This is a genomic window from Kitasatospora sp. NPDC086801, from assembly GCF_044745805.1.
Classification (GTDB): domain Bacteria; phylum Actinomycetota; class Actinomycetes; order Streptomycetales; family Streptomycetaceae; genus Kitasatospora.
Genome location: NZ_JBIVAX010000035.1, coordinates 57,959 through 81,206, shown reverse-complemented (window position 1 = coordinate 81,206; position 23,248 = coordinate 57,959). Strand labels below are relative to the sequence as shown.

The following is a 23,248-nucleotide window of genomic DNA, read 5'->3' as shown; positions in this document are numbered from 1 at the left end:
ATAGACCGGCGACGAAGGTGCTCAGTCCAGCGGGAGGGCCATCTCCAGGATGCGGGCCTGCGGGTCGAGCCGGTAGGGGGTCTCCCCGCCGGTGTAGGTGAAGCCTCGGCGCAGGTAGAAGGCGGCGGCCCGGGCGTTCGCCTCGTGCACGCCGAGCAGCATCCGCTTGGCGCCGCCCTCGGTGCGGGCCCAGTCGGTGACGGCGTCCAGCAGGGCGTCCGTCACGCCGCGGTCGCGGCCGCGGTGTTCCGGGGCCACCCAGACGCCGATCAGGACGGCGGTCGCGGCCTGTTCCCCGTCGGGGACGGAGAGCATCGTCCCGACCCATTCGTCGTCCGGGTCGACGGCCACCAGGCCGACGCTGCCCGGCTCGTTCAGCCGGGCCGCCCGGGACCGCCAGTCGGCCTCGCCCAGGGCCTGCGCGGTCCCGTGGGTCTCGCCGAACGCCATCGGGAAGTCGAGGAGCTGGGCCAGCCGCACCTTTCGCAGGCGCTGCCAGTCCTCGGCCCCCATCCGCTCGATCCGGTACCGCATGCTCTCCGACCCCCACCGCCGTCGCTGCCTTCGCCGGTGGCGATCACCTCCGGCGAAGGCAGCATAGCCGCAGGTCAGGGCTTGATGCGGACCACCTGCGGGTCGTGGTCGCTGGCCTGCTGGGCGAACTCGGCGTTGATGTGCACCACGTCGTACTTGGCGTAGCCGACCTCGGGGCTGACCAGGATGTGGTCCAGCACCTGGGAGTTGCCCTGGTAGACGTAGGAGTACTGCTCGGTCTCCGGCAGTTCGTTCACCAGGTCGCGCAGCACGCCGTCCTTGGTGAGCGCGGCCAGCGCGGGCGAGAACTGGTAGTCGTTGAAGTCGCCGAGCGAGACGACGCGCGCCTCCTGGTCGGCGGCCAGCAGCTTGGCGACGAAGGCCTGCTCGACGGTGGCCTGCTTGACCCGCTGCACCTCGGAGCTGCGGGTCGGGGCCTGGAAGCGGCTGTCGATGCCCTGGTCGCCGCCCTTGCTGTTGAAGTGGTTGGCGATGACGAAGACCTTCTTGCCGCGGAAGGAGAACTGCCCGACCAGCGGCTTGCGGCTGTTGGTCCACGCGTCGTCGGTCGGGGCGATCCGGCCGGGCGAGGCGGTCAGCGCGGTGGTGGCGCCGCTGCCGGAGACGTCCACGGCGCTGGTGGCGGCGCCGCCGGGGATGTCGGTGAAGGACACCCGCTGCGGGTTGAACAGGAACACCTGCCGGATGTTGCCGCCCGGCTCGCCGCCGTCCTTGCCGTCCTGCGGGTCGATCGAGCGCCAGTCGTACGCCGGGCCGCCGGCCGCCTTGATCGCGGCGATGAACTTGGCGACGGTCTGGCTCGCGCCGACCGTGCCGTCGTTCTTGGCGCCGTTGTCGTCCTGGATCTCCTCCAGGGCGACGATGTCGGGCGAGCGCAGGTTGGTGACGATGCCCTGGGCCAGCTCGGCGAACTTGGCGTCCGGGTTGCCGGGGGCCAGGTTCTCCACGTTGTAGGTGGCGATGGCGAGTTCGCGGTCGGCCGGCTTCGCGGTGACCTCGCGCTGGAGGTGGTTGTCCTGGAGCGTGCCCAGGGTGCCAGCGACGAGGGTGTAGCCACCGAACTGGTTGTAGTCCAGCGGGCCGGTGGTGGTGCCGGTCAGCACGTCGCCCACGTTGGCCACCGGGAACGGCTGCTGCGGGGTGACCGCCGCCTGCTGCTGCACCATCAGGCGGCCCACGTTGGGCTCCGCGTACGACTCGTACAGCACGCCGCCGCGCTTGCTGCGCTGGTCCTGCCGGTCGGCGGCGACCCACAGCTCGTTGTACTTGTCCGTGGCCTGTACCACCCGGACGTCCTTGACCTGGACGAGCATGCCCTCCAGCGACTCGTAGAAGTCCAGGGCGTACTTCTCCGGGGCGAGCGGCAGCGCGTCGATGCTGGCGCCCGCGGGCGCCAGCGGGGCGTAGGTGCCGGGGATGTTGCGGGTGTCCACGACCACCGGGGCCGGCAGCGGGTTGCCGGAGGAGAGCACGGTGACGGCGGGGCCGGTGAGCTCGGTGACGGACTGCGAGCCGCCCGCGAAGTTCGGGTAGTACTCGGTGACCTTGCCGCTGACCAGGACCGCGTCGCCGGCCTTCACGGTCGGGTTGCCGCCGGTGTAGACGAAGACGCCCTCGCTGGTGGCCGGGTCGGCGTCGGGGTTCGGGTCCTGCATCCAGAAGCCCTTGGCGCTGCCGTACGCGCGCACGCCGGTGACGACGCCGGGCACGCCGGTGACGGGCTTCCCGGCCTGCGGGGAGATCCGGGTGGTGCCCTGGATGTCGTGGATGCGCAGCGGTCCGGCCTCGGTCGGCCCGGCCGGGGCGGCGGTGGGCGCGGCGGCGGGGGCGGCGTTCGCGGCCGGCAGCGGGACGAGCACCAGCGAGGCGGCCAGGCCGGCCGGGAGGATCGCGGCGCGCAGCAGGGCCCGGCGGGGGCGGGGAGCGGGGGCGGTGGTCACCGGGGCATGACTCCTAGCTCCGTCGTGCGGCACGGTCGTGGCACGGCGGTCGAGGGTGGGGCGGGGCACGGGGCGTCCACCCGGCGGATCTGCGGCCGCCGGGCCGTGACGTGTGGTCAGGCGGCGCGCCTACGGCACGCACTACCCGCGTAGAGGAAGCGGAAGCCGGTCACCCGCCCCCCGCAGCGCCCCCAAGATACGCGCGTAGAAAATGACGCGACAAGACCCCGTCAGTGAACTTCTGGTTCCGCCCCGGCCCCTGCTCCTACCCCGCTCCCCTCGACCCGCCCCGGCTTCCGCTCAGCCCGCCTCGATCCGCTCCACGATCAGCTCGCACAGCTCGTGGGTGCGCAGGGCGTCGTGCGCGTCCAGGGTCTTGCCGGCCCGGACGGCGTCCAGGAAGGACAGCACGCACTGCTCGATGCCGCGCTGGCGGGCGACGGACACCCAGTCACCACGCCGGCGGACGGTGGGCTGGCCGCGGTGGTCGATCACCTCGGCGAGGTTGTGCACCGCCCGCTTGGAGTCGGCGCCGGAGACCTCCAGGATCTCCTCCGTCGAGCCGGAGAGCCGGTTCATGATGCCGAGCGCCGTGAAGCCGTCCCCGCCGAGGGTCAGGACGACGTGCTCGACCAGCCCGTCCCGGACGCGGGCGCGGACGTCGACGTGCTCGATCTCGCCGGGGGCCAGGAAGCGCAGGGTGTCGACGACGTGGATGAAGTCGTCGAACACCAGGGAGCGGGCGGCCTCGGCGAGGCCCTCGCGGTTCTTCTGCAGGACGATCAGGTCGCGGGGGCGCTCCTTGGCCTGGGCGTAGCCGGGCGCGTGCCGGCGGTTGAAGCCGACCATCAGCGAGCGGCCCGTCCGGTCGGCGAGGTCGACGAGCCGGCGGGCACCGTCGACGGTGTAGTCGAGCGGCTTGTCGACGTAGACGTCGACACCGGCCGTCAGCAGCTGCTCCACGATCGGAACGTGCTGGCTGGTCGCGGCGTGCACGAACGCCGCCCGGATCCCGCTCCCGATCAACTCCCCGAGATCGGTGAAGCGATTCGCCGGCGCAATCCGGTGCGCGTCACCGATCCGGTCCAGCTTCGCCCCGTCCCTGGTCATCAACCGCAGGTCCAGCGCCGGCAACCCGCCCAGGACCGGCAGATACGCCTTCTGCGCGATGTCACCGAGACCGATCACCCCGACCGGGAGCAGGCCGTCAGGAACAGAGGTCGAGCTCATACGAATCTCCATGCTCATGCGCCGAAAACCATCCGCCCCACCTTATTCGCCCGCTCCCGCACAACGGCGCCGGGCCGGCGAGCGACCGGCCCGGCGGCTCAGGGGATGAGGGCGCCGACCCCTTCGACCACCAGCATCCAGGTGGGCTGCCCGCCCGTGCCGAAGGCGGAGGCGAGGACGTACCCGATCGCGGCGTCGGCGGGGCGGGCGGGGGCGCCGGCGAGCCGTCGACGGTCAGCGTCAGGTGGGCGGTGTCGCGGGTGCCGATGGCGATCTGCGGGTCCGGCTCGCTGCCCGGGTCACGCTCCAGGACGGCGGTGGGGATCCGCTCCCCGGAGACGGTCACCCGGTCCTGGCCGTCGATGCGGACGGTGATCTCGCCGAACAGGGTGTCCTCGGTCGTGAAGGGGGCGGGCGCCGGCAGGTCGGTCATCTGCGATTCCTCTGGTGGGTCGTAACTCCGGCCTTCCGGAACGGAATTCACGGGCCGGAATTCGCGGGCCGGGGAGATTCTCTCATTCGACGGAGAGGAATTCACCCGGTGGTGGGCGCCAGTTGACTTCCTGCCGGCTCGCGGTGGAAGGCACGGCGATCGAGCAGTTCCCGGTGGGTGCCCCGATCCAGGGCGAAGCCCTCCACGACGATCCCGACGAGCAAAGCCCGGCTCGCCCCACCAGCCACTGCTGGAACTTCCAACTCTCCTTCACCACTTAATAGTTACTCCATCCCATGGCAATGGAATCCCCTAGGCTTCGATCCACCCGGTGCCCGGCGCGGCACACCGGCCGACAACGGGAGGACATGATGAGGACCCCGGCAAGCGCGTTACGGCGCGGATCCCGCTGGACCGTCTCGGCGGCGACGGCGGTGGCCCTGCTGCTCGGTGGGGCGGGTGTCTCGGGAGCCTCGGGAGCCTCGGGGGCGGCCCCCTCCGGCGATCCCGACGGCCCCGTCTCCGGCGTTCCGGGGGCCGTCCGGCTCGCGGAATTCACCTGGGAGAAGGTCACCGAGGCGGTCAGTCCGGACGGCCGAACGGTCTACCTCGTGCTGACGGACGTGGTCGGCGGGCGCCAGGGCGTGTACCTGTCCACCGTCGACACGCAGACCGGCACGGTGACGGCCCGCCTCCCGCTCGGCGACCCGGCACCCTACGGGCGGCCTGCCCTCAGCCCGGACGGCCACCGGCTGTACGTCGGAGTCGGCTCCGCCGTCTACGTCATCGACACCGCGACCAACACGGTCAAGGCCCGCGTCGCCGCGCCGGAGCAGCAGCTCCCGGCGGGCTGGACCCCGGGCGCGGCGACCAGTCTGGCCACCGACCCGGACGGCGAGACCCTCTACGTCGGGCAGTCCGGTCCCTCAGGCCCCGCCGGGCAGGAGGAGCCGGGCCGGATCCTGGAATTCTCCACCGGCGACCAGGAGTTCATCGACCAGACGGCGGTCACCGGCCACACGGTCAACGATCTCGCCGTCCTGCCCGACGGCAACTCCCTCTACGCGGGCACCAACCTCGACCTGCTGCGCCTCGACATCGGGACCGGACTCGGCACCACCACGGTCGTCGACCCCGGGGCCAAGGACGAGCTGGCGCTCTCCCCGGACGGCTCCTTCCTGCTCGCGCTCGGGTCGGTCCGCACCTACTCCGTGGGCATCGGGCTCGACACGGGCACGGACAAGGTGCGCTACCTCATGAAGTACGGCTCCGGCTACTTCGAGTACCACCACCCGGCGATGAACGCCGACGGCAGTCGCGTCTACCTGCTCGGCGGCCCCGAGTACAGGCTCCCCACCCCGCTGTACACGTTCGTGCCGGGCGAGAACCGGTTCGACCAGAGCGTGTCCCTCTCCGTCCCCGAGTGGCGCGTGCACGCCCTCTCCGTCGGGCCGGACGGCCACTCGCTCTACGTCACCGGCTGCGACTCGGCCACGGGCTGCTTCCTGCGGACCCTGCGCATCTGACGCCGCGCGCCGGGGCGCCGGTCGCCGAGTGTTCGGCGGCCGGCATTGACAGCCCCGCGCGCGACGCGCTGGGATGAGGCGAGGGTTCGTCACGGGGGTCCGGTCGACGGGACCGGCTGCTGCGCGGTGGCCCACCGGGGGTGTCGTGGAGGCGTTACGAGCCACTGACCCGACGACGGTCGGCGGCCGGTACCGGCTGCTCGGGCGCCTGGGCAGCGGCGGGATGGGCGTGGTGTACCTCGGGCGTTCGCCGGGCGGCCGGCTGGTCGCCGTCAAATGCGTGCACCGGGAGCTCGCCGCCGACCCGGAGTTCCGGCGGCGCTTCGCCCACGAGCTGGAGGCCGTACGGCGGGTCGGCGGGTTCCACACCGCCCAGGTCGTCGACGCCGACCCGGACGGCGACCCGCCGTGGCTGGTCACCGCCTACGTTCCGGGGCCGTCCCTGGCCGAGGCGGTCGCCGCCCACGGCCCGCTGCCGGAAGCGTCGTTGCGCGTCCTCGGGGCGGGGCTGGCCGAGGCGCTGGACGCCATCCACGCCGTCGGCCTGATCCACCGGGACCTCAAGCCGTCGAACGTGCTGCTCGCCGACGACGGGCCGCGCGTCATCGACTTCGGGATCGCCCGCGCGCTGGACGGGACCGCGATCACCCGGACCCAGGTCGTCGTCGGCACGCCCGGCTACATGGCGCCGGAGCAGATCGCGGGTGGCGCGATCGGCCCGGCCTGTGACGTGTTCAGCCTCGGCCACGTGCTCTGCCACGCTGCCGGGTGCGCGCCGTTCGGGCGCGGTGGAGCGCAGGTGATGCTCTACCGGGTCATGCACACCGAGCCGGACCTCGGCGGCGTCCCGCAGGCCCTGCGCCCGGCGATCGCCGCCTGCCTGGCGCGCGATCCCGCCGACCGGCCCACCCCCGCCGAGTTGCTGGACCTGTTCGGGCCGGCCGCGCACGACGCGCCCGCCGGGGCGTGGCTTCCGGCGCAGCGGCGGGCGGCTCCGGTCGTGGCCGGGATCCCGGGGGACGCTCCGCCGGTCGGACCGCCGCCGCTCGGACCGCCGAACGGACCGCCGAACGAGCCGAACGAGCCGAACGACCGCACCCGTACGGCGATCACCGAGGTCCAGCAGGCTCCCGACGCACCGCCGCCCGGTGGCGGGAAGCGCCGGCTCCGCTGGCTGCCGGTGCCGCTCGCCCTCGTGCTCGTCGCCGCCGCCGTCTGCGTCCGGCTCTTCGTGATAACCGGCGGCTCCGGGCCGCCGGACTGCTTCCCGTCCGGTGGCACCCCGGCCGGCTCCTCGCCCCCGACCAGGGTGACCAGCGTGCCCGCGGGGACTCCGCACCCGCCCGCGCCCACCGGGCCCGCCGACCGGACGGTCATCGAGCTCGGCCAGTCGGTCACGCTCAGCTGGGACCACGCCGCCGCGGCGTCGCGCGTCTTCACCGGGCTGGGCGACGACGCCCCCCGCTACACCGCCTGGCTGAGCACCGCCGCCTGCACGTTCACACCCACCGCCACCGGGCTGTACCGGTGGGAGGCGAGCACCGCGAACGCCGCCGAGGGACAGGCCGGCAGCGCGTGGTCCGAGGACCGGTTCCTGTTCGTCAGGGCGAAGAGCTCCTCGACGCCCGACCCCGGGCAGGACGCCCCGGCCGTCCCCCGCCTGCTGGCCCCGGCGGACCAGGCCGTGGCCAAGGCCGGCCAGCCGGTCTCGCTGAGCTGGACGGCGAACGGCTTCGCCTCCCACCCCTCGGTGCTGTCGCCCGACGGGACCTGGCAGAACATGCCCTGGCAGGACGCGTCGACCTACCTGTACACCCCGCCCTCGCCCGGGATCTACGTCTGGAGCGCGTTCACCGAGGCCAAGGGCGGCTGCGACGGCGGGGCCTGCGCCAGCGGGGCGAGCGCGCAGCGGTACCTGATCGTGGAGTAGGCCACCCCCACGGCCCGGCCACCCCCACAGCCCGGCCACCGCCCGCGCCGCAGCCTTCGGCCGCTGCTTGAGGAACGCCGCCCCGGCGAAGAGCCGGGCGGAGTTGGTGCGGTCGATGGCGGCGCGGGTGGTGTCGAGCAGGTAGTCGGCGACGTACGCGGGCACGCCCGGGACACCGGGGCCGGGCAGCTGCGGGCCTGGCAGGACGTCACCGACGCGGTGCACGCGGCGGGCGGGCGGGTCTTCGCCCAGATCATGCACACCGGCCGGATCGGCCACCCCGACCTGGTGCGCCACTCCAGCCTGCCGGCGGGCTTCGTCCTGCTGGCGCCCTCGGCCGTCCGGCCGCAGCGTCAGCAGGGTGTCCTCCCGAAGCGAGCGCAGCTCGCGATACGGCTGCCCCCGTCCGGCGCAACCGGTGATCCCACGTCCACTGCCTCCCGTCGGCTGGTTCTCCGGCACCGAGCCTGCCCGCCTCGTCTCGCGGTGCGCCAGTGATCCCGCCATGTCCGGATCGCGAAGTTCTCACACTCCCGTCCGGTGCGATCCCGGATGTCCGGTGGGCCGTTCCAGGCGACGAACTTGTTCGTTACGAACATGTTCGTTACCGTGGAGGGGCGGGTGGCGAACCCGCGCCGACCGACATCGACCGGCGCCGCCGGGCACCGACCTGCACCGACCTGCACCGATCCAAGGAGTGGCCATGACCGTCCAGCACGTTCCCGTCGCCGTCATCGGAGCCGGGCTCGGGGGCCTCGTGCTCGCCCGGGTCCTGCACGTCCACGGCATCCGGGCGGCCGTCTTCGACCTGGAGCCCTCGCCCGAGGCCCGCACCCAGGGCGGCCTGCTCGACATCCACGACGACTCCGGCCAGCAGGCCCTGCGCGACGCCGGGCTGCACGACCGGTTCCTGGCCCTGGTCCACACGGGCGGCGAGGCCCTGCGGGTAGTGGGGCCCGACGGCGCCGTCCGGCTGGAGCAGGAGGACGACGGCACCGGCGGCCGCCCCGAGGTCGACCGGGGCCGGCTGCGGGACCTCCTGCTGGACTCCCTGCCCGCCGGCACCGTGCGCTGGGGCCGGAAGGCGGTCCGCGCCCGCGCGCTGGGCGACGGCCGCCACCAGGTCGCCTTCGCCGACGGCACGGCCGTCACCACGGACCTGCTGGTCGGAGCGGACGGCGCCTGGTCCCGGATCCGGCCGCTGCTGTCCGACGCCCGGCCCGCCTACACCGGGATCTCCTTCGTCGAGGCCGACCTGCACGACGCGGACGCCCGGCACCCCGAGGCGGCCGCCCTGGTCGGCGGCGGGTTCTTCCTCTCCGTGGCCGAGGGCCGCGGCTTCCTCGCCCACCGCGAGGGCGACGGAGGCATCCACGTCTACACCGCCGTCCGGGCCGGCGAGGACTGGCTGGACGGCCTCGACACCACCGCCCCCGACACCGCCAAGGCCGCCGTGCTGGCCCGCTTCGACGGCTGGGCCGACGGCCTGCGGGCGCTGCTCGCCGACGCCGACGGCGACCTGGTCCCGCGCCGGATCCACGCCCTGCCCGTCGGCCACCGCTGGGACCGCACCCCCGGCGTCACCCTGCTCGGCGACGCCGCCCACCTGATGTCCCCGTTCGCCGGCGAGGGCGCCAACCTCGCCATGCTCGACGGCGCCGAACTCGGCCAGGCCCTCGCCCGCCACCCCGGCGACCCCGAGGCCGCCCTCACCGCCTACGAGCGCGCCCTCTTCCCGCGCAGCGAGGCCTCGGCCGCCGAGTCCGCCGCCAACCTGGAGCTGATGTTCGGCCCGGACGGCCTCCAGGGCCTGCTCGACCAGTTCGGCGCCCCGGCCCGGCCCGCCCCGGCAGTCGGGCGGTAGCGACGGGCGGGCGGTAGCGACGGGCGGGCGACCGGCGAACCCGTTCGTCACGAACGCGGTCGCTAGGCTGACGGGTATGACCGACGCCCCCGCCCGACCCCGCAGCCGCCGTGAACGGCCGGCCAAGCCCGCGCTGAGCCACGAGGCGATCGTCGCCGCCGCCGTGCGGGTGCTGGAGGCGGAGGGCCTGCCACGGGTGACCATGCGGCGGCTGGCCCAGGAGCTGGACACCGGGCCGGCCTCGCTCTACGTGTACGTGGCCAACGCCGCCGAACTGCACGCCGCGATCCTGGAGGAGTTCCTCGGGGAGGTGGACCTGAGCCCGGTGACGGCGGCCGGGGACTGGCGCGAGCGGTTGGCCGCCGTCCTCAACTCCTGCACCGGGGTGCTGTTCCGGCACCCGGCGCTCGCCCACGCCGCGTTGGTGGCGAGGCCGTCCGGGCCCCACTACCTGGCCCTGGTGGAGGCGGTCCTGGCGCTGCTGCACGAGGGCGGGGTGCCGGACGGGCAGGCGGCCTGGGGCGTGGACGTGCTGCTGCAGGTGGCCACCGCCACCGCCGCCGAGCAGTCCGCCCGGCAGGGCGAGCAGGCGGAGCGGGAGCAGGGCGCCCTCACCGACGCGCTCCGCACGGCGCCCGCCGACGCCTACCCGAGGATCGCCGCGCTCGGGGACGACCTGGTGTCCGGGGCGCCGGAGGACCGGCTGTCCTGGATGTTCCGGGTGGTCGTCAACGGCACGCGCACGACGCCCCGACCCGCCTGACCCGCCCGACCCGCCTGACCCGAGGCGACCACCGCGACCACCGCGACCGCCACGACCGGGCCGACCGGGCCGACCGCCCGCTGGTCCGCCCGCCCGCCGGGCCGACCTCAGGCGCCCGCCGCGGCCGCCTCGGCGAGGGCGTCCAGCACCGGGCGGATCAGCGGGTGCCCGTCGGCCCCGGCCCGGACGGCGGCGAAGACCCGGCGGGTGGCGAGTTCGCTGTCCACCGGCCGGACGGCGATCCGGCCGAGGTCGACGCCGCGCAGCGCCGAGCGCGGCACGAGGGCGACGCCGGCGCCCGCCGAGGCGAGGGCGACGACGGCCCGGAAGTCGTCGGAGGAGTGCACCAGGCGCGGCTGGAAGCCGGCGTGCTCGCAGGCCAGCAGGACGACGTCGTGGCAGGGGTTGCCCGGGTAGGGGCCGATCCACCGCTCGTCGGACAGGGCCGCGACGGCGAGCGGGCCGTCCTCGGCGGCCAGCGGGTGGCCGAGCGGCAGCACCGCCTCGAACGGCTCGGCGTACAGCGGGACGCGGGTGAGCCGGGCGTCGTCGGCGCGTGGGGCGCCCCGGTACTCGACGGCCACCGCGAGGTCGGCCCGGCCGTCCAGGACCATCGGCAGGCTGGCGTCGCCCTCCGCGTCCAGCACCTTGAGCCGCACACCGGGCGCCTGGGCGGCCAGCAGCCCGATCGCCGGGGCGAGGACGAGCGCGATGCCGGTGGCGAAGGAGGCGACGGTGACCTCCCCGGAGACGCCCGCGCTGTAGGCGGCGAGGTCGGCCTCGGCGCGCTCCAACTGGGCGAGCACGGCGTCGGCGTGGCCGAGCAGGATCTCCCCGGCGGCGGTCAGGCGCACGCCCCGGCCCTCGCGGGCGAGCAGGTGGTGGCCGGTCTCCTGCTCCAGGGCGGCCAGTTGCTGGGAGACCGCGGAAGGGGTCAGGTAGAGGGCGGCCGCCGCGGCGGTCACGGTGCGGTGGTCCGCCACGGCCCGCAGGGTCCGCAGCCGTCGGGCGTCGATCACAAGGCCAATTCTGCCAGCGTGCCGGGGCGGACCCGACCGGGCCGGGGCCCGCGCGGAGCGGGCGGTACGACCTGTGGCGTATTTCCGGACGAGATCGCTTCGCCTTGTTGACCTTCCGGGCCGGGCGGCGCTTGGCTCTTCCCGAGCCGGGCTTCGGGGGTGTCGAGGGCCCGGCGCCGTCATCAGGGGAGGATGTCCATGACCACCGCACGAACCCGCCGTTGGCTGGCCCGGACCGGCAGCGTCCTGGTGGCCGCCGCCGTCGCGGCCGGCACCGCGCTGCCGGCCGCCGAGGCCCGGCCGTCCGGCGAGACCGCCCGGGTGAGCGAGGGGCTGAACGGTGCCCAGCCCGACGGCTTCTCGTACGCGCTCGGACTGAGCCTGGACGGCCGCGCGGCCCTCTTCTCCTCGTCGGCGACCAACCTGGTGCCCAACGACACCAACGGCGTGACCGACCTCTTCGTCCGGAACCTCTGGACCAAGCGGATCGAGCGGGTCAGCGTCGCCGACGACGGCTCCCAGCTGAACGCGGAGACCGCCGAGGGGACGATCAGCGGCGACGGCCGGTACGTCACGTTCAGCACGACGGCGACCAACGCGGTGCCGGGCCAGCCCCACCACGAGAGCGACGTCTTCGTCCGCGACCTCTGGACCGGCCACACCGAGCTGGTCACCGCCGGCGGGACGACCTCGACCGACGACCAGACGATCCGCAACGCCTTCTCCCCCAGCCTGAGTTGGGACGGCCGCTACGTCACCTACTCCTCCGACCGCACCGACCTCGCCCCGGGCGTCCACCGCGGCAAGTTCAACATCTACGTCACCGACCGCTGGACGCACACCACCCGGCTGGTGACCACCGGCGCCGACGGCGGCACCGCCGACAACAACTCCTTCCGCCCGACCATCAGCGCCGACGGTTCCACCATCGGCTTCACCTCGCGGGCGGGCAACCTGCTGCCGCCCGACCAGCCGGCCGCCACCGCGACCGACGCCCCGACCGGCCTGAGCGACACCGCGGAGGCCGCCGAGGCCGCCGCCCCGGCCCGGCCCGCGGCGGGCGCCGAACCCCGGCTGACCGGCCCCCGCTACTACCCGTTCTTCGTGTGGAACGCGCACACCGGCCGGACCAGCGCCGGCAGCATCGACGAGACGGGCGCGTTCCGGGGCACCGGCCTCGACAACCGGATCAGCCTCGACGGCCGCTACGCGATCTACAGCCTGCCGGTCTTCGGCGGCGGGGACGCCCCGCACCGCACCCGGCTCGACGTGTACGCCCGCGAGCTGGCCACCGGCAAGCTCACCAAGGTCAGCGCCACGCCGCCCGGCACCACGACCACCAAGTCGTCCTCCAACGGCGTCATGACGCTCGACGACCGCTGGGTCTACTTCGACTCCGACGCCGACAACCTGGTCCCCGGCGACACCAACCAGCAGACCGACGTCTTCCGCCGCGACCTCCGGACCGGACACACCGAGCTGGTGAGCCGGGCCCAGGACGGCTCGCAGAGCACCGGCGCCTCCTACGGCCCCGCGATCGACGCCCTCGGCCTCACGACGATCTTCACCGCCGAGGACGGCACGCTGGTCCCCGGTGACACCAACCACGCCTCGGACGTCTTCCTGCGCCGCCGGTGACCCCCGGGGATCGGGCCACTCGCCCAGGGCGTGCCGGACACCCCGAGGGCATGTCCGAGTGGCCCGATCCCCTTGCGGGATACGTTGGTTGACGTATTTTCCGCCGAGATCACCCGTGGCCGTTGACCACCACGCCTCCCGGCGATTGGCTCTCCCGAGAGCCCGTCGCCGGGAGGGAGCCCGACCGGGCGATCAGAGGGGGAAAGGACAGACCTCATGGCACACAGCACCCGCACCACCCGCAACCGGTGGCTGGTCGGCGGTGGCAGCATCCTGGCGGCCGCCGCCGTACTCGCCGCGACCGCCGCACCCGCCCAGGCCTCCCAGGCCGACCGGGCCGACCGGGCGCCGCGCGGCACCGTCCAGGTCAGCGTCGGGCTGAACGGCGCCGCACCGGACAACCAGTCCTGGAGCCAGGCGATCAGCGCCGACGGCCGCTACGCCCTGTTCACCTCCTGGGCCACGAACCTGGTGTCCCAGCCCGCGAAGAGCGCCCGCGACGCCTACGTCCGCGACCTGAGGACCGGCCGCACCGAGCGGATCAACCTGTCCGCCGACGGCAGCGCGCTGAACGGCTTCACCGACAACGTCGCGATCAACGCCGACGGCCGCTACGTCGCCTTCGACAGCGACGCCGAGAGCGTGGTGCCCGGCATGCAGGTCCAGGGGCGCACCGAGGTGTACGTCCGCGACCGGAGGACCGGCCGCACCGAGCTGATCAGCGGCGGGCTCACCGGCACCGACACCGACAAGTTCCACGCCTCCTACGCGCCCTCGATCAGCGCGAACGGCCGCTACGTGGTCTTCGGCTCCAGCCGGAAGGACCTCGTCCCCGACCTCCAGGGCGACGCCCCCTCGCTGGCCAGGCCCTACACCTGGGACTACAACATCTACGTCACCGACCGCTGGACGGGGAAGACCAAGCTGGTGACCCGCGGCGTGGACGGCAAGCCGGGCGACGGCATGTCCCTCCACCCGACGATCAGCGCGGACGGCCGCACCATCGGCTTCACCTCCATGGCCGGCAACCTGCTGCCCGCCGACCAGACCCCCGCCCCGGCCGCCGGGGGCGCCGCCGCCCCCGCCGACGTGGAGCCGGCCCCGGGCATCGCCCCGGCCCTGCCCCACAGCGCGCAGAAGGGCCTGGCCCAGCCGAACCTGGCCCGGCCGGTGACCGCCCCCTACTACACCTACGACGTGGAGTCCGGCCGCATCTCCGCCGCGAGCCTCGACCTCGACGGCAAGCTCGGCGCCCCGAGCTTCGACGCGACGATCAGCCCCGACGGGCGGCGCGCGATCTACGCCCTGCCCGAGCCCGGCGGGTCGACCGGCGGCCACCGGTTCCACACCGTGCTGTACGTCCGGGACCTCGGGAAGGGCACCGTGACGAAGATCAGCGGCGGCCTGCCCGGCACCACCTCGGTCGGCTCCTCCGACCACGCCCGGATCACCGCCGACAACCGCTGGGTCTACTTCGCCTCCGCCGCCGACAACCTGGTGGCGGGCCCGCAGCACCCGGGCTGGGACGTCTACCGCCACGACCTGCGCACCGGCCGCACCGAGCGGATCACCACCGCTCCGGACGGCTCGCTCGGCAACGGCTCCTCGACCGACCCGGTCGTGGACGCCCGCGGCCGCACGGTGGTGTTCAGCTCGACCAGCGGGAACCTGCTCGCCGGCACCGGCGGCCCGGCGAGCACCGACTCCCAGGTCTTCGCCCGCGCCACCGGGCACCACGGCGACGGCGACGATCAGGACCAGAACCAGGGACAGGACCAGGACGACGACTGACCGGCGACCGCCGCCCGCCCCGTGAACCGCGGACGGGGGCGGGACGTCGGCCGGGCCGGCGTCCCGCCCCCGAAGCGGGAGGGTGGGGCAGGTGGTTGGTGGGCCGTGGGGGGGGGGGGGGGGGGGGGGCCCCCCCCCCCCCCCCCCCCCCCACGACGACGGTGAGCCCGCGGGCCGGTCCGGTGGTGAGCCCGCGGGCCGGTCCGGTTCCGAGCGGACCGGCCCGCGGGCAGCCTGTGCGGGCTAGGGCACGCCCTACTCCCCCAGCGCGGCGCGCGCGTCCACGAAGGCGGCGACGGCGCGCTCGACGTCCTCGGTGGAGTGCGCGGCCGACAGCTGCACCCGGATCCGGGCCTGGCCGTGCGGCACCACCGGGAACGAGAAGCCGATCACGTACACACCGCGCTCCAGCAGCAGTTCGGCGAGCCGGCCGGCCCTGGCCGCGTCGCCGATCATCACCGGGGCGATCGGGTGGTCGCCCGGCAGGATCTCGAAGCCGGCCTCGGTCATCTTCGTGCGGAACAGCGCCGTGTTGGCCGCCAGCCGCTCGCGCAGCTCGTTGGACTGCTCGACCAGGTCGAGCACCTTCAGCGAGGCCGCCGCGATCACCGGGGCGAGCGAGTTGGAGAACAGGTACGGGCGGGAGCGCTGGCGCAGCAGGGCGACGATCTCCCGGCGGGCGGCGACGTAGCCGCCGGAGGCGCCGCCGAGCGCCTTGCCGAGGGTGCCGGTGATGATGTCCACGCGGTCCATCACGCCGTGCAGTTCGGGGGTGCCGCGGCCGCCGGGGCCGACGAAGCCGACGGCGTGCGAGTCGTCGACCATGACCATGGCGTCGTAGCGGTCGGCCAGGTCGCAGATCTCGCGCAGCGGGGCGACGTAGCCGTCCATCGAGAACACGCCGTCGGTGACGATCAGGCGGCGGCGGGCGTCCTGGGTCTCCTTGAGCTGCTGCTCCAGGTCGGCCAGGTCGCGGTTGGCGTAGCGGTGGCGGCGGGCCTTGCTGAGCCGGATGCCGTCGATGATGCTCGCGTGGTTGAGCGCGTCGGAGATGACGGCGTCGCGGTCGTCGAGCAGGGTCTCGAAGACACCGCCGTTGGCGTCGAAGCAGGAGGAGTACAGGATGGTGTCCTCCTGGCCCAGGAAGGCCGAGAGGCGGTCCTCCAGTGCCTTGTGGACGTCCTGGGTGCCGCAGATGAAGCGCACCGAGGCCATGCCGTAGCCCCAGCGGTCCAGTGCGTCCTTGGCGGCGGCGAGCACCTCGGGGTGGTCGGCCAGGCCGAGGTAGTTGTTGGCGCAGAAGTTCAGCACCTCGCCGGGGCGGCCGCCGCCGGTGACGGTGACCGCGGCGCTCTGCGGGGTGCCGATGACCCGCTCGGGCTTGAAGAGCCCGGCCTCGCGGATCTCGTCGAGGGTGGTGGCGATGTCGGCGCGCACGTTGTCGAACACTGCGGACTCCTAACGAGGGCGAACGGGGGGGCTCAGGCGGTCCAGTCGAGGATGATCTTGCCGCAGCGGCCGCTGGCGGCCTCGTCGAAGGCGGCCTCGAAGTCGGTGGCGGCGTACCGGCCGGTGATCACCGGGGCGAGGTCCAGGCCGCCCTCCAGCAGCACGGACATCGCGTACCAGGTCTCGAACATCTCGCGGCCGTAGATGCCCTTGATGGTGAGCATCGAGGTGACGACCGAGGCCCAGTCGACCGGGAACTGCTCGGCGGGCAGGCCGAGCACGGCGATCTTCCCGCCGTGGGTCATGTTGGCGATCATCGACTGCATCGCCTCGGGGCGGCCGGACATCTCCAGGCCGACGTCGAAGCCCTCGCGCAGGCCGAGCTTCTGCTGGCCCTCCTCGATGGTGTGCTCGGCGACGTTCAGCGCCAGCGTGACGCCGACCTCACGGGCCAGGTCGAGGCGGTACGGGGAGACGTCGGTGATCACCACGTTGCGGGCGCCGGCGTGCTTGGCGACGGCGGCGGCCATGATGCCGATCGGGCCGGCGCCGGTGATCAGCACGTCCTCGCCGACCAGCGGGAAGGAGAGCGCGGTGTGGACGGCGTTGCCGAACGGGTCGAAGATCGCGGCCACGTCCAGGTCGACCGGCACCCGGTGCACCCAGACGTTGGAGGCGGGCAGGGCCACGTACTCGGCGAAGGCGCCGTCCCGGCCGACGCCGAGGCCGACCGTGTTGCGGCACAGGTGGCGGCGGCCGGCCTGGCAGTTGCGGCACTTGCCGCAGACCAGGTGGCCCTCGCCGCTGACCAGGTCGCCGACCGCGATGTCCGCGACGCCGGCGCCGATCTCGGCGACCTCGCCGACGAACTCGTGGCCGAGCACCAGCGGGGTCGTGATGGTCCGCTGGGCCCAGCCGTCCCAGTTGCGGATGTGCAGGTCGGTGCCGCAGATGCCGGTCCGCAGCACCTTGATCAGCACCTCGCCGGGGCCGATCTCGGGCTTGGGGACGTCCACCAGCCAGAGGCCGGGCTCGGCCTTCTGCTTGACGAGTGCCTTCACGGGCGACGGCTCCTGACGTACGAGTGGGGCGGCCTTGGGGGTGGGCAGGCCGAGTGGCCCCGGTGTGGCCGTTCCTGGCGGACGCGTTCCGGGCAGGCAGAAATCTGCCTGGTGAGAGGGGGTGCGGTCCATCGAGGAATTCTTAAGGGCGGCCACAGCTGGGCTAAACGATCGTGCCCGAGCTGGGGCCGGGGGCGGGCGCGGCGTGCCGGTGCTCACCCGTCCGGCCGAGCGCGGGCCGACTTCGGCGACACCAACCCCCCAGCGGGCGGCGGTCCTTGACAGCACGGGAGGCGGCGTGCGCCAGCCGGCCGGGGCACTCGGCTGACCGCTGGGTCCGTTCGGGTCAGCCCCGCGGCGGCCGACGCGCGGGGGCGCACCGGCGGTGCTTACGGTGGCGGCGCTCCCCCGCCGGCTCCGTGGAGCAGCGCTCCGGGGCCGCCCGCCCCAGAGAGGCGCCTCGACCCATGACCAAGATCCGACGGCCACATCCGGCCGCGTCCCGTTCCACCCGCCGAGCGGCCTGCGCCGCCCTGGCGCTGACCGGCCTGCTCGCGAGCGCGGCCTGCTCCGGCGGGTCGACGCCGGCCCGGCCGGCCGACGGCGCGGCGCTCACCGCCGAGCCGGCCGCGCTCAGCCCGTCCGCGTCGGGCTCCGCCGCCGGCTCGGGCTCGCCGAGCAGCCCGGCGAGCGGCTCGGCCGGCACGGTGGTGCCGCTGACCCCCGACATCGCCAACCAGTTGGACGCCGCGATCAAGCAGGTGATGGGCCGGACCTCCACCCCCGGCGTGATCGTCGGGATCACCACCCCCGGCGGCAGCTACCAGCGGGCCTTCGGCCAGGCCGACAAGGTCGCCGGCACCCCGATGTCGCCCGACCTGAACACGCGGATCGGCAGCGTGACCAAGACCTTCACGGCGACGGGCGTGCTGCGGCTGGTCGACCAGGGCAAGGTGGGCCTGGACGACCCGGTCTCCAAGTACGTGGACGGCGTGCCCGGCGGCGACGGCATCACCATCCGCCAGCTCGCCGGGATGCGCAGCGGCCTGTTCCCGTACAGCTCCGACCCGGACTTCGTGAACGCGCTGATCAGCGACCCGAACCGGGTGTTCACGCCCGACCAGCTGCTCGCCTACGGGTACAAGCACCCGGCGAACTTCCCGCCGGGCAGCAAGTTCGAGTACAGCAACAGCAACTACATCCTGCTCGGCAAGGTCATCGAGAAGGCCGGCGGGGAGCCCGTGGGCCAGTTCCTCAAGGACCAGGTGTTCACCCAGGCCGGCCTGAACGGGACGGTCTTCCCGACCGACGCGAGCTTCCCCGACCCGCACGCCCACGGCTACACCGACCAGACGCCCAACGGCGAGACCACGGACGCCACCGACTGGAACCCGTCCTGGGCCTGGTCGGCCGGGGCGGTCATCTCCGACCTCACCGACCTGCAGAACTGGGCGAAGACCCTGGCCACCGGCTCCCTGCTGAACCCGGCCACCCAGGGCCAGCGGTTGAAGACCCTGCCGACCGGCGACCCCGGCGTCCGCTACGGCCTCGGGCTGTTCGACAACAACGGGTGGATCGGGCACAACGGCTCGCTGCCCGGTTACGAGACCGTGGCGGTGTACCTGCCGCAGTCGCAGGCCGCCCTGGTGGTGCTGCTCAACACCGATGTGACGTACCAGGGTTCGGAGCCGTCCTCGCTGTTCGCGCAGGCGATCACGCAGATCGTCTCGCCGAAGAACGTCTACTCGCTCCCGCCGATGAACACCGCCTCGCCGTCGGCCTCGTCCTCGGGATCCGCGTCGCCGTCAGCCTCGCCCTCGGGATCCGCGTCGCCGTCGGCCTCGCCCTCCTCCTCGCCGACCGCCCCGGGATCCGCCTCCAACTCGCCGACCTCGGTCAACGTCTGACCCGACCCGTCGCAGGCCCGGCCCGGATCACCGGGCCGGGCCTGTGCCGTGCCTGTGTCGTGCCTGTGCCGTGCCGTGCCGTGCCGTCAACTCCCCAGCACGCGGGCCAGATCGTAGGAGACCGGCTCCTCCAGCTGCGCGTAGGTGCAGCTCTCCGGCGTGCGGTCCGGCCGCCAGCGGCGGAACTGCGCGGTGTGCCGGAAGCGGGTGCCCTCCATGTGGTCGTAGGCGACCTCGACCACCCGCTCGGGGCGCAGCGCGACCCAGGAGAGGTCCTTGCCACCGGTCCACCGGCTGACCGCGCCCGGCAGCCGGCCCTCGGCGTGCGCCGCCTCGTCCGCCCAGCCGCCCCACGGGTGCCGGGAGAGGTCCGCCATCCGCAACGGGGCCAGTTCCTCGGCGAGTTCGCAGCGGCGGGCCATCGAGAACGCGGCGCAGACGCCGACGTGCTGGAGCCGGCCCTCGGCGTCGTTGATGCCGAGCAGCAGCGAGCCGACCACCGGGCCGCTCTTGTGCTCGCGATAGCCGGCCACCACGCAGTCGGCGGTACGCGCGTGCTTGATCTTGAACATGGTCCGCTCGCCCGGCCGGTACGGCTGGTCCAGCGGCTTGGCCACCACCCCGTCCAGCCCGGCGCCCTCGTACTCGGCGAACCAGGCCTGCGCCACGTCGCGGTCGGTGGAGGCGGGGGCGGTGAACACCGGGTCGCGGGCGGCGCCGAGCGCCGTCTCCAGGGCCGCGCGGCGCACCGACAGCGGCTCGTCCAGCAACGGGAGGTCGCCGAGTGCGAGCAGGTCGAAGGCGATGAAGGAGGCGGGCGTCCGCTCCGCCAGCAGCCGCACCCGGCTGGCCGCCGGGTGGATGCGCTCCAGCAGTTCCTCGAACCGCAATCGGCCGTCCCGGGCGATCACCACCTCGCCGTCCAGCACGCAGCTCGGCGGCAGCTCCCGCCGCAGCGCGGCGACCAGCTCGGGGAAGTACCTGGTCAGCGGTTTGCCGGTCCGGCTGCCGAGCTCCACCTCGTCGCCGTCGCGGAACACGATCGTCCGGAAGCCGTCCCACTTGGCCTCGTACTGCATCCCCGGCGGGATCTTCGCCACCGACTTGGCGAGCATCGGCGCCACCGGCGGCATCACGGGCAGGTCCATGGCTCCGATCCTCGCGCGCACGGCCGGAAGCCGCGCGACGAAAAGACGCGCGCCGGACGCGGCGCCCTTAGCGTGAGAGCCATGGGCTCAGCCGTGGAACTGGATGTCGCCGGGCGCAGCGTCCGGCTGTCGAACCCGGACAAGGTGTACTACCCCGAGCGCGGCTTCACCAAGCTGGACGTCGCGCAGTACTACCTGGCCGTCGCCGACGGGGTGCTGCGCGGACTGCGCGACCGGCCCACCACCCTGCAGCGCTTCCCGGACGGCGTGGACGGCGAGTTCTTCTACCAGAAACGCGCCCCCAAGGGCCTGCCGGACTGGCTGCCCACCGCCCGGATCAGCTTCCCCAGCGGCCGCTCCGCCGACGAGATCTGCCCCACCGAGCCGGCCGCCGTGCTGTGGGCCGCCAACCTCGGCTGCCTCACCTTCCACCCCTGGCCGGTCCGCCGCTCCGACACCGAGCACGTCGACGAACTGCGCATCGACCTCGACCCGCAGCCCGGCACCGACTTCCACGACGCCGTCCGCGCCGCCCACGAACTGCGCGCCCTGCTGGCGGAGCACGGACTCCGCGGCTGGCCCAAGTCCTCCGGCGGGCGCGGCCTGCACGTGTACGTCCCGCTGGTGCCCGAGTGGACGTTCACCGACGGCCGGCACGCGGTGATCGCGCTCGGCCGGGTGCTGGAGCAGCGCATGCCCGGGCAGGTCACCACCGCCTGGTGGAAGGAGGAGCGCGGCGAGCGGATCTTCGTCGACTACAACCAGATGGCCCGCGACCGCACGATCGCCTCCGCCTACTCCCTGCGCGCCCGCCCCCGCGCCACCGCCTCCACCCCGCTGCGCTGGGAGGAGCTCGACGACGCCTCCCCCGAGGACTTCGACCTGCGCACCGTCCCCGCCCGCTTCGCCGAACTCGGCGACCTCAACGCCGAGATGGACGGCCAGGCGTTCCGCCTGGACAGCCTGCTGGAGCTGTACGACAAGCAACTGCACGACGAGGGCCTCGGCGAACTCCCGTACCCGCCCGACCACCCCAAGGCGGCGGGCGAGCCGACCAGGGTGCAGCCCAGCCGGGCGCGGAAGACGTAACGGCGCATCGTACGGATCCGGCCGGGCTCACATCCCCGTCATGGACAGCACGAACCAGAAGACGCCGCCCAGCATCACCAGGGTGAACAGCAGCACGCCCCCGACCACGCCGGAGAACACCAGCCCCCGGCCCACCCGCCACGCGCGCAGGCCGGCACCGACCAGCAGCACGCCCGCCACACCCGGCATCAGGGCCAGCGCCAGCAGCATCAGCGTCCGCGCCACCTCGGCGGCCGACACCAGGTGGCACTCCTCCCCCTCGCACACCACTCGGACGTCCTCGCCCACCGGTGCGCCCGCCCAGACCCGGGCGTGCTCGTCCGCCGGGCCGTCGCCGTCCGGACGGAACACGCCCCGGCAGTCCGAAGGGGGCGGGCCGTCGTCGTACGCCGGGATCAGACACCGCTCCGCCCGGAACGTCCCGGGCGCCCCCACCAGCCCCGCCGCCTGTCCGAACTGCCGCGCCGGTCCGCCCACCAGCCACCCGGCCAGCCACACCAGCAGCACCCCGGCCGCCACCGGCCCCCACCGCCGCACCGCCACCCCCATCGGCTCACCCCCGCCGGGGGTGACGCCACCGGCGGCCGGGCGGTTGCAGGAGCGGCCCGGTCCCGGCCGATCCCGCCCGGTGTCAGCCGACCCGGGCGCCCGCCGGAGCCAGCTCGGCGATGATCCGGACCGCCTCCGCGAGCTGCGCCTCCGTCAGGTCCCCGCGCGCGGTGAGCCGCAGCCGGGACACCCCGTCCGGGACGGACGGCGGGCGGAAGCAGCCGACGGCGAGCCCGGCCCGCCGGCAGTCGGCGGCCCAGGCGACGGCGGCCTCCGCACCCGGGGCGCGCACCGACACCACGGCCGCGTCCGGCTCGCAGGCCCGGAGCCCGGCGGCGGTCAGCCGGGCCGCGAGGCCGCGGGCCACCTCGCGGGTGCGGTCGGCGCGGTGCGGCTCGGCGCGCAGCAGGCGCAGCGCGGCGAGGGCCGCGCCGACGGCGGCCGGGGCGAGGCCGGTGTCGAAGATGAAGGTGCGGGCGGTCTCGGTGAGGTGGCGGATCACCCGGCGCGGCCCGAGCACGGCGCCGCCCTGCGAGCCGAGCGACTTGGAGAGCGTGACGGTGGCGACGGTGTCCGGCTGCCCGGCCAGTCCGGCCGCCGCGAGCGCCCCGGCGCCGCCGGGCCCGAGGACGCCCAGCCCGTGCGCGTCGTCGACCAGCAGCGCCGCGCCGTGCGCCCGGGCGGCGGCGGACAGCCCGGGCAGCGGGGCGGCGTCGCCGTCCACCGAGAACACCGAGTCGCTGACCACCAGCGCCCGCCGCTGCGTCCGGCGCCCCAGCGCCTCCCGTACGGCCTGCGGGTCGCTGTGCGGGGCCCGGTGGACGTCCGCGCGGGCGAGCCGGCAGCCGTCGATCAGCGAGGCGTGGTTGTAGGCGTCCGACACGATCAGCGTGTCCGGGTCGGTGAGCGCGGTCAGCGCGGCCAGGTTGGCGGTGTACCCGGAGGAGAACACCAGCGCCGCCTCCACCCCGCAGAACGCGGCGAGCTCCTCCTCCAGCTCGGTGTGCAGCGCGGTCGTCCCGGTCACCAGCCGCGACCCGGTCGACCCCCCGCCCCACCGCACCGCCGCCTCGGCCGCCGCCCGCGTCACCACCGGGTGCCTGGTCAGCCCCAGGTAGTCGTTCCCGGCCAGGTCGAGCACCGGGTCCTGCGCCGCGCGGCTGCGCAGCCGCCGGGTCAGACCGGCCTCGGCCCGCAGCCCGGCGGCCTCGTCGAGCCAGTCGAAGACGGCCGCCGGGGCCAGGTCGGTGGTGTGCGTCCCGGACGCGAGCGGTTGGACCATGCCCGGCACTCTGGCACGCCCCCGCCGCCGCGATCAATGGGCGACCGCGCACAGCTTCGCGGCCGCCGGTGCAG

Annotated in this window: 18 protein-coding genes and 1 pseudogene; 9 read left to right on the top strand and 10 right to left on the bottom strand. The window is 74.2% G+C overall.

Translation table 11 applies throughout. The annotated features are described in order from the left end of the window. Positions 1-21: 21 nt before the first annotated feature. The 4 genes from ACIPLC_RS28795 to ACIPLC_RS28780 all read right to left on the bottom strand — a co-directional run bounded on the left by ACIPLC_RS28795 (position 22) and on the right by ACIPLC_RS28780 (position 4,158). Positions 22-534 (bottom strand): GNAT family N-acetyltransferase, encoded by a 513-nt coding sequence (locus ACIPLC_RS28795; protein WP_400475933.1) that lies wholly within the window; start codon positions 532-534, stop codon positions 22-24. Positions 535-608: 74 nt separating this feature from the next. Continuing rightward, a complete protein-coding gene (locus ACIPLC_RS28790; protein WP_400475932.1) occupies positions 609-2,495 on the bottom strand; it encodes an endonuclease/exonuclease/phosphatase family protein in 1,887 nt (628 codons plus the stop codon). Positions 2,496-2,795: 300 nt separating this feature from the next. Beyond that, entirely contained in the window at positions 2,796-3,725 is a 930-nt protein-coding gene (locus tag ACIPLC_RS28785; protein ID WP_400475931.1) for a Gfo/Idh/MocA family protein, read from the bottom strand. Next, positions 3,703-4,158: a hypothetical protein gene (locus ACIPLC_RS28780; protein WP_400475930.1), complete on the bottom strand. Its 456-nt coding sequence runs from the start codon at positions 4,156-4,158 to the stop codon at positions 3,703-3,705. Before ACIPLC_RS28780 ends, ACIPLC_RS28785 begins: the two co-directional genes overlap by 23 nt. 371 nt (positions 4,159-4,529) lie before the next feature. Here ACIPLC_RS28780 and ACIPLC_RS28775 point away from each other — a divergent pair, with 371 nt between their 5' ends. The 5 genes and pseudogenes from ACIPLC_RS28775 (at position 4,530) to ACIPLC_RS28755 (ending at position 10,241) form a co-directional block, all read left to right on the top strand. Beyond that, positions 4,530-5,684 carry a hypothetical protein gene (locus ACIPLC_RS28775; RefSeq protein ID WP_400475929.1) on the top strand — a complete coding sequence of 385 codons (1,155 nt, stop codon included), beginning with the start codon at positions 4,530-4,532 and terminating at the stop codon, positions 5,682-5,684. Positions 5,685-5,829: 145 nt separating this feature from the next. Then, positions 5,830-7,614 (top strand): serine/threonine-protein kinase, encoded by a 1,785-nt coding sequence (locus tag ACIPLC_RS28770; protein WP_400475928.1) that lies wholly within the window; start codon positions 5,830-5,832, stop codon positions 7,612-7,614. Positions 7,615-7,794: 180 nt separating this feature from the next. Beyond that, positions 7,795-7,956: pseudogene (locus tag ACIPLC_RS28765) on the top strand (alkene reductase); the annotation flags it as partial. A gap of 361 nt (positions 7,957-8,317) precedes the next feature. Next, positions 8,318-9,478 (top strand): FAD-dependent oxidoreductase, encoded by a 1,161-nt coding sequence (locus ACIPLC_RS28760; protein WP_400475927.1) that lies wholly within the window; start codon positions 8,318-8,320, stop codon positions 9,476-9,478. A 76-nt stretch (positions 9,479-9,554) separates the two neighbouring features. Next, positions 9,555-10,241 (top strand): TetR/AcrR family transcriptional regulator, encoded by a 687-nt coding sequence (locus tag ACIPLC_RS28755; protein ID WP_400475926.1) that lies wholly within the window; start codon positions 9,555-9,557, stop codon positions 10,239-10,241. A gap of 107 nt (positions 10,242-10,348) precedes the next feature. On the opposite strand, the gene ACIPLC_RS28750 is transcribed toward ACIPLC_RS28755, so the two are convergent. Then, positions 10,349-11,260, bottom strand: coding sequence for a LysR family transcriptional regulator (locus ACIPLC_RS28750; protein ID WP_400475925.1), 912 nt, complete (start codon positions 11,258-11,260; stop codon positions 10,349-10,351). Positions 11,261-11,458: 198 nt separating this feature from the next. Here ACIPLC_RS28750 and ACIPLC_RS28745 point away from each other — a divergent pair, with 198 nt between their 5' ends. Together ACIPLC_RS28745 and ACIPLC_RS28740 are read left to right on the top strand one after the other, a co-directional pair. Then, entirely contained in the window at positions 11,459-12,898 is a 1,440-nt protein-coding gene (locus tag ACIPLC_RS28745) for a TolB family protein (protein ID WP_400475924.1), read from the top strand. 216 nt (positions 12,899-13,114) lie between these two features. Continuing rightward, positions 13,115-14,689, top strand: a complete 1,575-nt coding sequence (locus tag ACIPLC_RS28740; protein ID WP_400475923.1) for a TolB family protein — start codon at positions 13,115-13,117, stop codon at positions 14,687-14,689. A gap of 255 nt (positions 14,690-14,944) precedes the next feature. On the opposite strand, the gene ACIPLC_RS28735 is transcribed toward ACIPLC_RS28740, so the two are convergent. Next, positions 14,945-16,138 carry a glycine C-acetyltransferase gene (locus tag ACIPLC_RS28735; RefSeq protein WP_400475922.1) on the bottom strand — a complete coding sequence of 398 codons (1,194 nt, stop codon included), beginning with the start codon at positions 16,136-16,138 and terminating at the stop codon, positions 14,945-14,947. Between the two features lie 32 nt (positions 16,139-16,170). Then, positions 16,171-17,199 (bottom strand): L-threonine 3-dehydrogenase, encoded by a 1,029-nt coding sequence (tdh, locus tag ACIPLC_RS28730; RefSeq protein WP_400475921.1) that lies wholly within the window; start codon positions 17,197-17,199, stop codon positions 16,171-16,173. Positions 17,200-17,666: 467 nt separating this feature from the next. On the opposite strand from tdh, the gene ACIPLC_RS28725 reads away from it, so the two are divergent. After that, positions 17,667-19,106 (top strand): serine hydrolase domain-containing protein, encoded by a 1,440-nt coding sequence (locus tag ACIPLC_RS28725; RefSeq protein WP_400475920.1) that lies wholly within the window; start codon positions 17,667-17,669, stop codon positions 19,104-19,106. Between the two features lie 86 nt (positions 19,107-19,192). Here ACIPLC_RS28725 and ACIPLC_RS28720 read toward each other — a convergent pair whose 3' ends face one another. Beyond that, complete coding sequence (locus tag ACIPLC_RS28720; protein WP_400475919.1) at positions 19,193-20,254, bottom strand: ATP-dependent DNA ligase; 1,062 nt, start codon at positions 20,252-20,254, stop codon at positions 19,193-19,195. Positions 20,255-20,335: 81 nt separating this feature from the next. On the opposite strand from ACIPLC_RS28720, the gene ligD reads away from it, so the two are divergent. Beyond that, positions 20,336-21,343, top strand: a complete 1,008-nt coding sequence (gene ligD / locus ACIPLC_RS28715) for a non-homologous end-joining DNA ligase (RefSeq protein ID WP_400475918.1) — start codon at positions 20,336-20,338, stop codon at positions 21,341-21,343. A 27-nt stretch (positions 21,344-21,370) separates the two neighbouring features. Here ligD and ACIPLC_RS28710 read toward each other — a convergent pair whose 3' ends face one another. After that, positions 21,371-21,892, bottom strand: coding sequence for a hypothetical protein (locus tag ACIPLC_RS28710; protein WP_400475917.1), 522 nt, complete (start codon positions 21,890-21,892; stop codon positions 21,371-21,373). An 82-nt stretch (positions 21,893-21,974) separates the two neighbouring features. Next, a complete protein-coding gene (locus tag ACIPLC_RS28705; protein ID WP_400475916.1) occupies positions 21,975-23,174 on the bottom strand; it encodes an 8-amino-7-oxononanoate synthase in 1,200 nt (399 codons plus the stop codon). Positions 23,175-23,248 lie beyond the last annotated feature (74 nt).